We start from the raw sequence: 14,424 nt of genomic DNA, 5'->3' as shown, positions 1-14,424 counted from the left end.
TGATTAACTATGTTTATCACTCAATAAAAGTATGGGGTGATGAAATGCGAAACCGTGTATTTAGCGCGCTGGCGTTATTGTTATTATCCGGCTGTGGCGCGAATAACAGCGCCTCGCCGGTCACAGCGCCTGGTGCGCCGGTAGCGGGGAAAACCGCGCTGCTGGAGAGCGGGGCGGCGGCGTTGCAGTCGCGGCCGCCGATTGAGGCGATCAATACGTATCTGGATGGTTTTCATTATTACTGCGGAAATCAGCAGGGGCAGATGGAGGCCCATCACTACGTCACCATTCTTAATGACGATGTGATGCAGGCGGTTATTTATGACGGTAACAAAAAAGACGCCAAATTAATGGGCGTGGAATATATCATCAGCGAACGTTTATTTAAGCAGCTGCCGGCGCAGGAAAAGCAGTACTGGCACAGCCATCGCTATGAAGTGAAATCCGGTACGCTGATTGCGCCTGGCCTGCCGCCGGCCGCGGAGCACGCGCTGATGAGCAAAATCGTCAACACCTACGGAAAAACCTGGCACACCTGGCATACCGACCGCGATAAAACGCTGCCGCTGGGCGCGCCGACGCTGATGATGGGCTTTACCGCCGACGGTCAGCTCAATCCGGCGCTGCTGGCTGACCGCGACAAGCGCTTTGACGTCGATACTGCGACAATCCGCACTGACCGCGCTGATATCGCCGCCCATCCGGTGGCGGCAGGTGCCGATCATTGCCGGCGCGTGCATCCGTAACCGGTGATTCCGGCTCACTCGTGATACATCTGGCTGCGCCCACCGTCGATCAGGATATCGGTGGCATTGATGAAGCGCGCCTCGTCGCTGGCGAGAAACAGCGCGGTGTAAGCCACTTCATCCGGCTCGCCGATGCGTTTACACGGCAGCAGCGCCGCCTGACGCGCGCGCTCGGCCTGCGGATCCGGACAGCTCGCCAGCCAGGCTTCAGCGGCTGGCGTCATGATCAAACCGGGCGAAATACTGTTTACGCGAATGCCCTGCGCGGCGTATTCCACGCCCAGCGAACGCGTCAGGCCGATCAGCCCGTGTTTGGCCACCGGATAAGGGAACGCGCCGGGAATGATTTTGTGCCCGTGCACCGAGGCAACGTTAACGATGTTGCCGTACTGACGTGCCAGCATCGCCGGCAGGACGCTGCGTATCAGGTTGTAAGGCCCTTTCAGATTGGTGTCCATGCAGCGCTGCCAGTCATCCTCGTCCAGCGTCAGCGGATCGCGAAAAACGTTTACGCCAGCGCAGTTAATCAGGATATCAATATCCCCCAGCGCCTGCTGCGCCTGCTCTACCGCGCGGCTAACCTGCTGCGGCTGCGTGACATCGGCTGCGCAGGCCAGACAGCGCTGGCCGGACTGCTGCTGTAGCTGCGCCGCCAGCGCTTCGCTGCTGTGTGCGTCGCGATCAAACAGCGCCAGGCGGGCGCCTTCGCGCGCAAACAGGGTGGCGATGGCGCTGCCGATGCCGCTGCCGGCACCGGTAATGATGGCGGTTTTATTGGCTAAACGTGGGGACATAGTCGCTTCCTTATGAGGATGTCGGGAGAATCAGCCAGTCGGCCAGCTCAAGGGTATTATCACCGCGCTGCAGGCGAATCAGCGGCCAGCTGTCGCTGCGCGTGAGCGGCACCAGCCCGCTGCGGCTGAGCAAAAAAGTGTCTTCGCTTTTCACGCCGCTCAGCGTCGGGTTCCACGCCACGGCGATGTCGGGCTGCACCTCGCCGCGACTCTCCGAAGTGATAATCCAGTCGCGGCAGCCGTAGCCGGCCGGACCGCCCTGATGATGATCGCGCCATGCTTCAGCGTGACCGTGGCGTTGATAAGCCTGAGTGATGTCGGCAAAAACCGCTGACCAGCTGCGCTGCGCCTGGGTGGCATACAGCATATCGGCGTGGATCTCCGCCAGCGTCACAATGCGCTGGCGCAGCGCCGCGTCGGGTTCGCCGAGATGCACCAGGCGCGTCAGGCTGACATGCAAACCGTGCCGCTCGGCACCGAGGGTGATCAGCATCATGCGCTGCAGCGTTTTGCGTGTCGGCACCGGATGTTTAAATGCGGCGATGCGCTCATCAGCGGCCACCAGCGTGCACATCGGGCGAATGCCGCGCGCCAGACAGCCGGCGGCAATCTCGGCTTCGACCTGCCATTCGCTGACGCCCACGCGCAGCTGGCGCGCCACCGTTTCGACAATCTGCGCCGTCTCCTGTCCCAGCGTGCGAAAGCGCTGCTGTTCCGCTGCGCTCAGCCCCTGGCGCAGCGTAATCATCTGCGGCTGGATATCGCTCAATCCTGCCATAGGCGTATCGCTGCCGATATGGCCCGCCGGCAGCACGCTGCTCAGCGACTGGTACCACGGAAAGTGCTGGGTCGCACAGCTGAACGGCAGCGGCTCTTCGGCCAGAATGCGCGGTAATTCATTGTCCGGTGCCAGCAGCAGCACGCTGTAGCGGCCAATCAGCAGACTGGCAACGCCGGTCTCGGCGCGATCCACTACATAATAGCTGGCCCCGTCGGTCAGCCAGGCGATGTTATCGCGGCGCGTCAGCAATACTGCATCCAGCTGCCAGTGTGCCAGCGCCTGTTGCAGGCGCGCCAGTTTGTCACTCATACACGGCCTCCTTGTGCTCGACAAGTTGTGACTGCAGAACCAGTTGCGCCGCGCGATGCGCCACGGCCATCACCACCGCATTGGTGTTGCCGCTGATAATATTCGGCATCATCGAGGCATCCACCACGCGCAACCGCTGTACGCCGCGCACGCGCAGGTCATCGTGCAGCACCGCCAGCGGATCGTCATCGTGGCCCATGCGACAGGTGCCGACCGGGTGATAGCCGGTCTTTACCATGCGCCGGCAGTGGGCGCCAATCGCTTCATCACTGGTGACTTCTGCACCAGGGAAAATCTCCTGATTGACCATCTCACGGATGGGCGCGGCGGCCAGCACCTGACGCGCAAAGCGAAAGCCGGCGAGGGTGCGCGCTAAATCGTCCGGATGGCCGAAAATCTGCGTATCGATCACCGGCAGGCTGCTGGCGTTGTTATCGCGCAGCGTCACTTCACCGGTGGCCATCGGGCGCAGCAGTAGGGAATTCACCGTGACACCGTCACCGGGATCGGCACCCATTACATCGCGATCGAGATAGACCGTTGGCACGCAGAACATCTGAATGGTGGGCGTCGCCGTGAAATCGAGCGGATCGAAAAAGGCGCAGGTTTCCACGCCGGTGGTGGTCACCGGGCCGCTTTTGAACAGCAGATATTGCAGTCCGGCTTTGACCATCGGCCAGCCGCGATCCTGGCCGTAGTAGCCAAACGCACCGCGCGTGCTGGCAACCACCGGCACTTCGTAATGGTCCTGCAGGTTTTTACCCACGCCCGGCAAGGCATGGCGCACGGCTATGCCGTGCTGTTTCAGCTGCTCCTGCGGACCGATGCCGGAGAGCATCAGCAGTTTTGGCGTCTGGTAGGCACCGGCGGCCAGAATCACTTCGCGGCTGGCGCGCGCCTGTTGCGGTTGGCCATCCTGACGATAGCGCACGCCGCTGGCGCAGGTGCCGTCAAACAGCACCTCTTCCACCTGCGCACCGGTGACCAGCGTCAGCCGTGCGTCATGGCGCAGCGGGTTGATAAACGCATCGACCACGCTGCAGCGCTGCCGTGTCTGAGCGTCAATGGTGTGCTGCATGAAGCCGACGCCAGACGGATTGCCGCTGTTAAAATCCGGCGTGTAGGGAATACCCAGCCCCTGCAGGGTTTTGACATAGGCGCGGCTCAGCGGACTGAAGTGGCCGAGGTGCGACACCTTCATCGGACCGCCAACGCCGTGATTGGGTGCGCCGAGGTGATCGTTATCTTCGATGGCGGTAAAGTGCGGCAGCAGTGCCTCCCACGACCAGTCAATGCCCTGATGGCCCAGCGCGCGGTTCCAGTCGGCGTAATCCTGTTTATGGCCGCGCATGTAGACCATGGCGTTGACAGTCGAACCGCCGCCCAGCACTTTGGCCTGCGGCACGATCACGCCGCGTCCGTTGAGCTGCGGCTGTGCTTCGGTTTGATGCATCGTCAGAAACCGGTCGCTGGCGAGAAACTTCATATAGCCGGCGGGCATTTTCAGCACCGGATGGTATTCGTCGCGCCCGGCCTCCAGCAGCAGCACGCGTGCATTTCCTTCGCTAACCAGGCGCGCGGCAACGATACAGCCCGCGCTCCCGCCGCCCACCACAATGTAATCGTACTCTTTCATAACGCTCTGTTTACTCCGACGCGATGGAATCTAACCGGCGCAGGCGCTGCGCCGCCGGGTTGTGCTGCTCGCCTGGATCGAGCGGACTGAGCAGATAACGCCACGAGATAAACGCACTCACCAGATACAGGAAGGCGTAGCCCCAAATCACCCCAAGCGTGCCGAGCAGCGCGTTGATCGCCCCGTACAGCGCCGGACCGAAGAAGGTGGACAAACCGGCGGCGAAGCAGTAAATCGCCATAGCGTTACCTTTGTCCTTCGGCTGGCACAGCGATGAGAACAGCGCGGCGGCGGGCACGTAGCCGCACAGCGTGATGCCGTACAGGCACGCGCAGATGACGCTGAGCACAAAGCTGCCGTGACTCCACTGTGGCACAAAGTACATCAGCAGCATCGAGACGCCGGAGCCGAGGCCGCCGAACACCGTCAGCACTTTGCGCCAGCCGATGCGGTCGCTCAGCTTGCCGACGATCGGATTAAAGCTCATGCCCACCAGTCCCATGATGGTGATCAGGCTGAGGTATTCGGTCTGGGAAAAGCCAATCTGTTCGGTGAAAAAGCCCGGCAGAAAAATAAAGAAGCCGAAGTAGGGCGTGGTGTTGATGATGCGCACCACTGCCGCGGCAGCGATGCGCGGCTCACGCCACAGAATATCGATGCCGCCCATCAGCGTGCGCAGCGTGCCCTGCTGACGATGTTCGGCATCCAGCAGCGACTGATAACCGCTGCGCTCTTTCAGCGCCAGCAGCATCACCAGCAGACCGATCGCCACCAGACCCAGCGACAGCCAGAAGGTAGCGTATTCGCCCACCAGGCGGATAGAGAAGATCGCCACCAGCGAACCGAGCGTCGGCAGCCCGCCGGTAAACGCCAGCCAGAACCAGCCGGTGGCGGAGCCGCGCATCTCCGCCGGGGCTGCCGACTGAATCCACACCAGAAAGGCGTAGGCAAACATCGGGTAAGCCACGCCGCGCAGGCCATAGGTTAGCGCCAGCAGCAGCACGCTGTGCGACGGCAGCGCCACGGCCAGGAACAGCACTTCAAACACAATCCAGATCAGGCCGCCCGCCAGCATCACTTTACGCGGGCCAATCAGCGTTGACAGCGAACCGGCCAGCCATGAGCCCAGCGTGACGGTGACGCCGTAAAAGGCGATTACCCAGGCAGCGATATTCAGGGAGAAGCCGTTTTCGTGCAGATAGGGCGCGAGATAGTTGGACTCGACGCCGTCGCCAATCATAAACAGCAGGACCGCCAGATAGCCCCAGGCCAGCGCGGGCGGAATGCCGAGGCGGATCAGCCACGGATGGGTTGCAGGTGATGTTGTCATTATGTTTTCTCTGTAGGGTTGGTGTCAGCACAGCCAGATAAAGCGTTCGCCCGGCATTATCAGAACGTTTTTTACCGGGATAGCGCGAACGGGTTGTTATGAGCAGGGACTCTAAAGCACGGCAGGCGCGCAGGATGGCGCAACCATCACAGAAGTCAGTAAACACTGTTTAGTAAGATGAGCGCGGATGAAGCGAAAGGAGGCCGCGTGAAAACCGTCGGACTGAATAATTTTCAGGTGCGTAAGCACAACAAAGCGCTGTTTATGCAGCTGATGTGGCGTCATAAACGTCTGAGCAAATCGCAGCTGGCGCAGCTCAGCGGCCTGACTATTCCGGCGGCCAGCAAGATTTTGCAGGAGCTGCTGGAGCAGGGCCACGTGCAGCACTCCAGCGCCACGCTGAGCACGCGCGGCAACAGCAACGGCAGTTTTCAGCTGCCAGCGCAAGGCGCGTGGACGCTGTGCCTGTGCGTCAAGCCGACCAGCATTGAACTGCAGCTGGCGGATGCGCAGCTGGTGGCGCAGGGCGACTATCAGCAAATCAGCATCAACGCGCAGACGCCAGAGCAGCTGCTGGCGGAGATTGAAACGGTGTGGCGCGCGACCTGTAAACGCTGGCCGAAGCGGCAGATTAATCTGGCGCTGGCGGTGCACGGGCAGGTCGATCCGGTAACCGGTGTCTCGCAGCATATGCCGCAGGCGGCGTGGCGCAGCCCGCTGCAGCTGAAGTTTCTGCTGGAGGAGAAGCTGGCGGTTGACGTCCGCGTCGATAACGACTGCGTGATGCTGGCGCTGGCGGAAAAGTGGCTGAACCGCAATGCGCTGGCCGAATTCTGCGTCATCAATGTCGATTACGGCATCGGCTCATCATTTGTCATCAACGGCGAGATCTTTCGCGGCAACCTGTACGGCAGCGGGCAGATTGGCCACACCATTATTGATCCGCACGGGGAGCGCTGTAACTGCGGACGGCAGGGCTGCCTGGAGACGGTCGCCTCGCTCAGCACGCTTAAGCGGCTGGCGCATCGGCGCGCGCCGCAGGCGGTGCAGCCCACCAGCCGTCAGCTGCTGACCGCCTGGCAGGCCGGCGAGCCGTGGATCGTCGAGTGGGCGCTGCGCAGCGCGGAAGCCATCGGCATGAGTCTGTACAATTTCCTTAATACACTGAATATCAATCAAATCTGGCTGTACGGTCGCAGCTGTACTTTTGGTGAAAGCTGGCTGCAGACCATTGTGCACCAGATTGATTTCAACCCCTTCGATCCGCGCGATGCGCTGAAAAGCAAAGCCACCAACGTGCATTTTGGTCAGCTGGATCGCGCGCGTCAGGTCCTCGGCATCGGTTACCTCTATGTTGAGGCCGATCCCGGTACGGCGTAGTTTACTAAACTCCTGTTACTAAAATCTGTGAGGGCCTGAACTTTCACCCTGCGGTATCGGTGGTGAGATAGCCGCACTTTGACCCTGGTGCGGAGAGTGGCCGTGAACAATCATCAACATCTGAATATGCGTTACGTGTGGAGCATCTGTCTGGTGGCAGCCTGCGGCGGTTTGCTGTTTGGCTATGACTGGGTGGTGATTGGCGGGGCCAAACCCTTCTATGAGGCCTGGTTCAACGTCACCGATCCGGCGGCATCCGGCTGGGCGATGAGCTCGGCGCTGGTGGGCTGCGTGTTTGGTGCGCTGGTGTCCGGCTGGTCAGCAGACAAGCTGGGGCGGCGGCTGCCGCTGATCGTCGCCGCACTGCTGTTTGTGGTGTCGGCGATCGGCACCGCGCTGGCCAGCAGCTTTACGCTGTTTGTCTGGTGGCGCATTCTCGGCGGCGTCGGCATTGGTATCGCCTCGGCGCTCAGCCCGATGTACATCGCGGAGATCAGCCCGGCAGACAAGCGCGGCAAGTTTGTCGCGGTTAACCAGCTGACAATCGTTATTGGCGTGCTGGCGGCGCAGCTGATCAACCTGATGATTGCCGATCCGGTCGTCGGCGCATCAACCCATGCGGCGCTGCGTGAAACCTGGAACGGTCAGGTTGGCTGGCGCTGGATGTTCGCCTCGGCCGCCGTGCCGTCGCTGGCATTTCTGCTGCTGATGATGTGGGTGCCGGAATCACCGCGCTGGCTGATGCTGGCGGGCCAGCCGCAGCGCGCGCTGGCGATGCTGAACAAAATTGGTTCGCCTGCTTATGCGCAGCAGACGCAGCGCGAGATTGCCCGCGCGCTGGAACAGGATCGCCAGCAAACGCGCGCCCGCGCCGGCTCGCTGCTGGCGCCGCGCACGCTGCCGATTGTCATCACCGGCATCGTGCTGGCGATTTTCCAGCAGTGGTGCGGTATCAACGTGATTTTCAACTATGCGCAGGAGATTTTTGCTTCGGCTGGTTTCGATATCAACGGCACGCTGAAGTCGATCGTGGCCACCGGCCTGATCAATTTGCTGGCAACAGTGCTGGCGCTGCCGCTGGTGGATCGGCTCGGCCGCCGCAAACTGATGCTGATCGGCGCCGGAGGACTGACGCTGTGTTATGCACTGATCGCCGGTGCCTACACGCTGGGTATCACCGGCTGGCCGGTGCTGATTCTGGTACTGGCGGCGATTGCGGTTTATGCGCTGACGCTGGCGCCGGTTACCTGGGTGCTGCTGGCGGAAATTTTCCCCAACCGGATTCGCGGTCTGGCGATGTCGGTCGCCACGCTGGCGCTGTGGATTGCCTGTTTTGTACTGACCTACACCTTTCCCATCCTCAATGCCGGACTCGGTGCAGCGGGCAGCTTTATGCTGTATGGCGTGATTTGTGCGGCGGGCTTTGTCTTTGTGCTGCGTCGCGTGCCGGAGACCAAAGGCATATCGCTGGAGCAGCTGGAGCAGCAGCTCACCGCTGGCGAGCCGGCAGCGGTAGCAGGTGAGCATTCGCTGCGGTAACCGCAGCCATGCTTCAGGCAGAAAGCCGGTGCGCCAGGCGGCGCACCGGAACAACACCCGCTTACACCTGCGCCATACCGCCATCGACAAACAGCTCGGCTGCATTAATAAAGCTGGCGGCATCGGAGGCGAGAAACGCCACCACCTTGCCAATCTCTCCCGGCTCACCCAGACGACCGAGCGGTACCTGCGCGGCCAGCGCATCGAACAGCCCCTGGCGCTGATCTTCCGGCACCAGGCCGCCTAAGCCTGGCGTCTGCACCGGGCCAGGGCTCACCACGTTAATGCGGATGCCGCGATCTTTCACATCCAGCGCCCACGAGCGGGCAAAGTTACGCACCGCCGCTTTACTGGCACTGTAAACGCTGAAGCCCGGCGTACCCTGAATGGCGGCGGTGGAGCCGGTGACAATCACCGACGCCTTATCGCTCAGCAGCGGCAGCGCTTTCTGCACGGTGAACAGCACGCCGCGGACGTTGGTGCTGAAGATACGATCAAAATGTTCTTCTGTGATGGCCCCCAGCGGCAGCATGTCGCCGCCACCGGCGTTGGCAAACAGGATATCCAGCCGGCCGGCCTGGCGCGCAATCTGCGCATAGACGGCATCCAGATCGCTTAACTGTGCTGCATCGGCGCGAATGCCGGTGGCGCCGCCACCGATGCTGGCGACGGCCGCATCCAGCTCAGCCTGACGACGACCGGTGATAAACACGCGTGCGCCCTGTGCCGCCAGTTCCTGAGCGGTGGCGAGGCCAATACCGGAGGTGCCGCCGGTCACTAAAGCAATTTTGTCTTGCAGAATCAGGTTCATAGTATGTACTCCACAGTTGATCAGGTTAGGTGGTGACGGCCTTGCCGTCGCTGAAGTGCACTGTAGCGCTGCCGCTTTTACGGATAAATGGTGTAAAATCGAAAGGACTATTTCTCTGGGTGGATAATCAGGTGAGGGGCGACAATGGATCAATTGCTGGCAATCCGGGCGTTCGCCCGCGTGGTCGAGGCAGGCAACTTTACCCGGGCCGCCAATTCACTGGATATGCCTAACGCCACCCTGAGTAAGCTGGTGCAGGAGCTGGAAGCGCATCTCGGCGTGCGTCTGTTGCAGCGCACCACGCGCCGGGTCACGGTGACGGCAGAAGGGCGCGATTACTACGAGCGGGCGCTGCGCATCGTGCGCGATCTGGAAGATATCGATTGTGCTTTCAATAGCGTCACGACGAAACCGCACGGTCAGCTGCGTATGGATATCGGCGGCTCAACGGCGCGTGATGTGCTGCTGCCGGCGCTGCCCGATTTTGTCGCCAGGTTTCCCGACATCACCCTGGACCTTGGCGTGTCCGATCGCACCGTGGATCTCATCAGTGATAACGTGGACTGCGTAGTGCGCGGCGGTCCGCTGAGCGATTCGTCACTGGTGGCACGGCACTTAGGCAATGCGCAAATGATCACCTGTGCCACGCCCGGCTATCTGCGGACCTACGGCATTCCGGCGTATCCGCAGGAGCTGAACAATGGCCACCGCATCATCAGCTATCTGTCGCCGCAGAGCGGGCGCGCGTTTCCGCTGCGCTTCCGCCACGGCGAAGAGCGAATCGAGGTCAAGACCGCGCATCGCGTTGGCGTCAATGAGAGCAACGCGCACCTTGCCGCGGCGGTGGCGGGTCTGGGCATCATTCAGACGTTCCGTTACGCTGCGGCCGCGGATTTGCAGGCCGGACGGCTGGTGGAGATCCTCGCCGACTGGCGTCCGTCCGACTATCCGTTCCACGTGGTTTATCCGCAAAGCCGCCATCTCACCCAGCGCCTGCGGGTACTGATCGACTGGCTGCGTGAGGTGTTTCCGCAACGGCTAAATGGATGACAGGGTGTAAACAATCTGTTAACGTTTGGCCTCAACCCCATGCTACAGGCGCGTTTATGACACTCTCTGCTGATTCCGCATCGTCATCTGACTTTCGCCTGTATGCGCCTTGCTGCCCGCCACCTCCGGTACGCGTTGTGATTCGCTAAGTATCGAACTTCCTGCGCCTCGCTTAGCGAGCGCGCTAACAACGTTTGTTTCAGGAGCAATGCTATGCGTTCTTCTTCTTCGCTGACTTCGCAGGCAGCGACGTCAGGCTTTGTGCTGCTGTGGGGCAGCGCAGCCATTTTCTCGCGTCTCGGGCTGGATAATGCCTCACCGCTGGCGCTGCTGGTGGTGCGTTTTAGCATCGCGCTGGTTGCGCTGTTGCTGGTGGGACTGTTTCGCCGCCGCTGGCTGCCGCAGCCCGGTACGCGCCCGCGCGTAATGCTGACCGGCCTGGTGTTGATCGGCGCTTATTCGCTGTGTTATTTCCAGGCGATGGCGGAGGGCGTGACGCCAGGGCTGATCGCCACCATCATGGGCATCCAGCCAATTCTGACGCTGTGCCTGGTGGAGCGGCGTCTGCCGGGCAGGCGCTTGCTGGGCTTAACGGTCGCGCTGGCGGGGCTGATACTGCTGGTGTGGCGCAGTCTGGCGGCGTCGCAGCTGCCGCTCAGCGGCGTGCTGTTTGCGCTGGCCGCGCTGCTGTGCATGACCTTCGGTGCCATCATGCAGCAACGGGTGACGCAGCATCCGGCGCAGGTGCTGCCGCTGCAGTACGGCGTGAGTTTACTGTTGTGCCTGCTGTTGCTGCCGGTTAAACCGTTTCATGTCAGCTTCACGCTGCATTTCTGGCTGGCCGCGCTGTTCCTCGGCGTGATGATCTCCGTGGTGGCCCAGCTGCTGCTGTATCGCTTACTGAGCGCGGGCAGTATCGTTAACGTTACCAGCCTGTTTTATCTGGTGCCGGTGATTACCGCGCTGCTCGACTATCTGCTGCTGGGTAACCGACTGCCGTGGCTGAGCCTGCTGGGCATGGCGGCGATTCTGGCGGGTATCCTGCTGGTGTTTCGTGCGCCACAGCCTTCGCGTTAACATCATGCCCCGCCAGCCGGCGGGGCATTTCAGCCATGATCGGTCAGCGCCTGTGCGGCGCAAATTAATGCCAGATGACTGAGGCCCTGCGGCATATTGCCGCGCCATTCGTCACTGCGCACATCAAACATTTCGTTGAAGGTTTCCACGTTGCCGCGCTGGCACAGTTTGCCGAGGATCTGCTGCATGGCCTTTTCGGCGCGCGTGCATTCTCCCAGCGCCGCCCAGGCTTCTACCAGCCAGAATGAGCAGGCGATAAAGGTGCTCTCTTCCTGTTCCGTGCCGCTGTAGCGATACAGCATGGCGCTACCGTGCCCCAGTTCCTGCTCAATGGCGCGGTAGGTGGCGCGCATGCGTGCCGGGTTAACCCGGCTGCCGTAGGCATGCACCAGCGCCAGCGCGGCATCCAGCCGTCCGTCGCTGTCGGGATAAAATTCATACGCCTGTTTGTCTTCGTTCCAGCAGTGCGCTTCAATCCAGCTGCTGATACGGTCGCGCTCGCGCTGCCAGCGTTTCAGCCACGTGGGTTCAATGTGGCGCGCTTCGGCCAAAGCCACGGCACGGTCCAGCGCCAGCCAGCAGGCCATCTTTGAATGCGTATAGTGCTGCTGCTCGGGCAGCTCCCAGATGCCGCTGTCTTTCTGACGCCATAAATCGGCACAGTGATTAGCCAGCGCACCCAGCATGCGCGAGGTGGCTAAGTCCAGCACGTGCCCGGCGCGAATAAACAGCTCGGCGGTGGCAAGCATGTCGCCGTACATACTGAGCTGCAGCTGGTCGCGCGCGTTGTTGCCCACGCGTACCGGCTGAGAATGGTGATAGCCACGCAGCGGCACAAAGCGTTCGGCAGGCACTTCGTTGCCCTCCAGCGTGTAGCAGGTGCGCAGCGCGGTACCGTGGCGGATAATGGTTTTCGACAGCCAGGAGAACGCCGCTTTACAATCTTTCAGCGCACCGAGAAAAACAAAGGCTTTGATGATCAGACAGGCATCCCGTACCCATGCATAGCGGTAGTCATAATTCTTTTCCCCGCCAATGCCTTCCGGCAGCGAGGTAGTGGCTGCCGCCGCCAGCGCGCCGGTAGGGGAATACCATAAAAATTTCAGCGACAGCGCCGAGCGGCGCACGTGCTCAGCAAAGCGCCCCTGATAGCTCAAGCTGCGGGTCCAGTCGCACCAGGCGGTATGGCTGGTTTCAATCCGGGTATCGATCGCCTCCAGCGGCGGCACCGCCAGTGGTTCGCGCTCGGTGACCAGCAACGCCACCAGCGATCGACTGTCCGCAGCCGTCCGCAGTGTAGCGCTGATTTGCTCATCGTCACGCTGTTCAATCTGCCAGTCCTCGCTGGTGCGCAGCATCGCCATCAGATCGCCGATGTGGTACACGTCGCCCTGTTCGGTGCTGTCCTGCCACGGCGAGCGGGTTTCGGCAACGGTGCCAAAGCGCAGCGTCAGGCGCAGGGTCACTTCGCCATCAATGCCTTCCACGCGCCGCGCCAGTTCACTCCAAGGCAGACGGCCGGCCAGCGTGCTGTTCAGCGATTCGGTCAGCAGCACGCTGCCGTCATCGGTAAAAAAGCGGGTTTCCAGTACGTTACTGTCGGCGCGATAAGCGCGCTCGATGCGGTAAGGGACGTCAGGTTCAATCTGGAAAAAACCGCCAATCTCCGGGTCGAGCAGGCGGTCAAACAGCGGGGCTGAGTCGAGGTTGGGCGCGCACCACCAGTCAATGGCGCCGTCGGGCGCGATCAGCGCCACCGACCGGCCTTCACCGATGGCCGCGTAGTCGCCGAGACGGGCAAAGCCCTGGTCGCGCATCGGCGACTGCAGCGTTTGATTATTCATGGATCTTCCCTGTCAGCAGAAACGGCAACGTGGCCGCCCGCGGCAGCCACGTAATCCGGATGAGCACCCGTATGTCAGAGGGTGCCGGTACCGCCATCAGAGCACCATACCTGGCCTGAGGTGAAGCTGTTGGTGGTCTCCGCAAAGGTCACATACAGCGGCGCGATTTCAGCCGGCTGGCCGGGGCGGCCCAGCGGCGCGCTGGCACCAAACTGCTCGACTTTTTCCTGCGGCTGGCCGCCGCACACCTGCAGCGCGGTCCAGTAAGGTCCTGGCGCGACGGCATTGACGCGAATTTGCTGTTCGCCCAGCTGTTTCGCCAGCGCTTTGGTAAAGGCAGCGATAGCGGCTTTGGTTTGCGCGTAATCCAGCAGAATGGCGCTCGGTTCATACGCCTGAACCGACGAGGTATTAATAATGGATGATCCGGCAGGCAGATATTCCAGTGCCGCTTTGGTGATCCAGAACATCGCGTAAACATTGGTCTTAAAGGTGGCGTCAAAATCTTCCGTCGAGAGCGTGCGTATTGACTCATTAAATTGCTGGCGACCGGCGTTATTCACCAGAATATCCAGACCGTCGAGTTTTTCTGCTGCCTCTTTTACCAGCTGCTGGCAAAAAGATTCTGAGCGAATATCACCCGGAATAGCCACCGCTTTACGGCCTTCCGCTTCGATTAATTGCACCACTTCAGCGGCGTCCTGCTCCTCTTCCGGCAGGTAGTTGATTGCCACGTCAGCCCCTTCACGGGCATACGCAATGGCTACCGCGCGGCCAATGCCGGAGTCACCACCGGTAATCAGCGCCTTGCGCCCGGTTAAACGGCCAGTGCCGCGATAGCTGGTTTCACCGTGATCGGGACGGGGTTCCATCTTACTGGCTAATCCCGGAATGGGCTGATGCTGCTTTTTGAATGGCGGCTTTGGATATTCCTGGGTAATCAGCGTTTTGTTAGTAAATGAAGTCATACCTATCTCCTTGTACAGTGGAACGAGTAAATTAAGCCTGGCAGAGATGTGATATTTGTCACGTCAAAAAATAAGCAGTCGCGTTTTATTAAAGCGTGGCGGTAGTGGCTGAAATGATATTTTTAGTTACAAAATCACTAACGTAATGATTATTTTAGC

At 60.9% G+C, this 14,424-nt stretch carries 12 protein-coding genes; 5 read left to right on the top strand and 7 right to left on the bottom strand.

Features of this window, described 5'->3' with window-relative positions; translation table 11 throughout:
* Nucleotides 1-44 precede the first annotated feature (44 nt).
* Nucleotides 45-746: an OBAP family protein gene (locus F3J36_RS06785; protein WP_088517546.1), complete on the top strand. Its 702-nt coding sequence runs from the start codon at nucleotides 45-47 to the stop codon at nucleotides 744-746.
* 14 nt (nucleotides 747-760) lie between these two features.
* Here F3J36_RS06785 and F3J36_RS06780 read toward each other — a convergent pair whose 3' ends face one another.
* From F3J36_RS06780 to F3J36_RS06765, 4 genes are read right to left on the bottom strand one after another with little or no spacing between them, the layout of a single operon-like run.
* The gene (locus F3J36_RS06780) at nucleotides 761-1,540 is read right to left on the bottom strand and encodes an SDR family oxidoreductase (RefSeq protein WP_088517547.1); all 780 of its coding nucleotides are present in this window, start codon (nucleotides 1,538-1,540) and stop codon (nucleotides 761-763) included.
* Between the two features lie 10 nt (nucleotides 1,541-1,550).
* The gene (locus F3J36_RS06775) at nucleotides 1,551-2,630 is read right to left on the bottom strand and encodes a Xaa-Pro peptidase family protein (protein WP_166719275.1); all 1,080 of its coding nucleotides are present in this window, start codon (nucleotides 2,628-2,630) and stop codon (nucleotides 1,551-1,553) included.
* Nucleotides 2,623-4,266, bottom strand: a complete 1,644-nt coding sequence (locus F3J36_RS06770; protein ID WP_166719274.1) for a GMC family oxidoreductase — start codon at nucleotides 4,264-4,266, stop codon at nucleotides 2,623-2,625. Before F3J36_RS06770 ends, F3J36_RS06775 begins: the two co-directional genes overlap by 8 nt.
* Nucleotides 4,267-4,276: 10 nt before the next feature.
* Entirely contained in the window at nucleotides 4,277-5,596 is a 1,320-nt protein-coding gene (locus tag F3J36_RS06765) for an MFS transporter (protein WP_059011891.1), read from the bottom strand.
* A gap of 207 nt (nucleotides 5,597-5,803) precedes the next feature.
* On the opposite strand from F3J36_RS06765, the gene F3J36_RS06760 reads away from it, so the two are divergent.
* Complete coding sequence (locus F3J36_RS06760) at nucleotides 5,804-6,976, top strand: ROK family protein (protein WP_132463652.1); 1,173 nt, start codon at nucleotides 5,804-5,806, stop codon at nucleotides 6,974-6,976.
* Nucleotides 6,977-7,078: 102 nt separating this feature from the next.
* Nucleotides 7,079-8,515 carry a sugar porter family MFS transporter gene (locus F3J36_RS06755; protein ID WP_159377504.1) on the top strand — a complete coding sequence of 479 codons (1,437 nt, stop codon included), beginning with the start codon at nucleotides 7,079-7,081 and terminating at the stop codon, nucleotides 8,513-8,515.
* A gap of 61 nt (nucleotides 8,516-8,576) precedes the next feature.
* Here the strand turns inward: F3J36_RS06755 and F3J36_RS06750 are convergent, their stop codons facing one another.
* On the bottom strand, nucleotides 8,577-9,326 hold the full coding sequence (locus F3J36_RS06750) for an SDR family oxidoreductase (RefSeq protein WP_166719273.1): 750 nt from the start codon (nucleotides 9,324-9,326) through the stop codon (nucleotides 8,577-8,579).
* Nucleotides 9,327-9,470: 144 nt separating this feature from the next.
* On the opposite strand from F3J36_RS06750, the gene F3J36_RS06745 reads away from it, so the two are divergent.
* Nucleotides 9,471-10,376, top strand: coding sequence for a LysR family transcriptional regulator (locus F3J36_RS06745; RefSeq protein WP_021509549.1), 906 nt, complete (start codon nucleotides 9,471-9,473; stop codon nucleotides 10,374-10,376).
* Nucleotides 10,377-10,589: 213 nt separating this feature from the next.
* The gene (locus F3J36_RS06740) at nucleotides 10,590-11,453 is read left to right on the top strand and encodes a DMT family transporter (RefSeq protein ID WP_021509548.1); all 864 of its coding nucleotides are present in this window, start codon (nucleotides 10,590-10,592) and stop codon (nucleotides 11,451-11,453) included.
* A 29-nt stretch (nucleotides 11,454-11,482) separates the two neighbouring features.
* Here F3J36_RS06740 and F3J36_RS06735 read toward each other — a convergent pair whose 3' ends face one another.
* On the bottom strand, nucleotides 11,483-13,297 hold the full coding sequence (locus F3J36_RS06735; protein WP_166719272.1) for a glycoside hydrolase family 15 protein: 1,815 nt from the start codon (nucleotides 13,295-13,297) through the stop codon (nucleotides 11,483-11,485).
* Between the two features lie 74 nt (nucleotides 13,298-13,371).
* Nucleotides 13,372-14,265 (bottom strand): SDR family oxidoreductase, encoded by an 894-nt coding sequence (locus F3J36_RS06730; RefSeq protein WP_058770520.1) that lies wholly within the window; start codon nucleotides 14,263-14,265, stop codon nucleotides 13,372-13,374.
* Between the last annotated feature and the right edge of the window lie 159 nt (nucleotides 14,266-14,424).

Source organism: Pantoea sp. Cy-640, assembly GCF_011752635.1.
GTDB lineage: Bacteria > Pseudomonadota > Gammaproteobacteria > Enterobacterales > Enterobacteriaceae > Pantoea > Pantoea dispersa.
This window is presented reverse-complemented; position numbering and strand designations above follow the sequence as displayed.

Excerpts from the sequence above, each read along its gene's own strand:
- F3J36_RS06745 (WP_021509549.1), top strand. The coding sequence starts at position 9,471 with ATGGATCAATTGCTGGCAATCCGGGCGTTCGCCCGCGTGGTCGAGGCA.
- F3J36_RS06740 (WP_021509548.1), top strand. The coding sequence starts at position 10,590 with ATGCGTTCTTCTTCTTCGCTGACTTCGCAGGCAGCGACGTCAGGCTTT.
- F3J36_RS06780 (WP_088517547.1), bottom strand. The coding sequence starts at position 1,540 with ATGTCCCCACGTTTAGCCAATAAAACCGCCATCATTACCGGTGCCGGC.
- F3J36_RS06765 (WP_059011891.1), bottom strand. The coding sequence starts at position 5,596 with ATGACAACATCACCTGCAACCCATCCGTGGCTGATCCGCCTCGGCATT.
- F3J36_RS06770 (WP_166719274.1), bottom strand. The coding sequence starts at position 4,266 with ATGAAAGAGTACGATTACATTGTGGTGGGCGGCGGGAGCGCGGGCTGT.
- F3J36_RS06750 (WP_166719273.1), bottom strand. The coding sequence starts at position 9,326 with ATGAACCTGATTCTGCAAGACAAAATTGCTTTAGTGACCGGCGGCACC.
- F3J36_RS06775 (WP_166719275.1), bottom strand. The coding sequence starts at position 2,630 with ATGAGTGACAAACTGGCGCGCCTGCAACAGGCGCTGGCACACTGGCAG.
- F3J36_RS06735 (WP_166719272.1), bottom strand. The coding sequence starts at position 13,297 with ATGAATAATCAAACGCTGCAGTCGCCGATGCGCGACCAGGGCTTTGCC.
- F3J36_RS06785 (WP_088517546.1), top strand. The coding sequence starts at position 45 with ATGCGAAACCGTGTATTTAGCGCGCTGGCGTTATTGTTATTATCCGGC.
- F3J36_RS06730 (WP_058770520.1), bottom strand. The coding sequence starts at position 14,265 with ATGACTTCATTTACTAACAAAACGCTGATTACCCAGGAATATCCAAAG.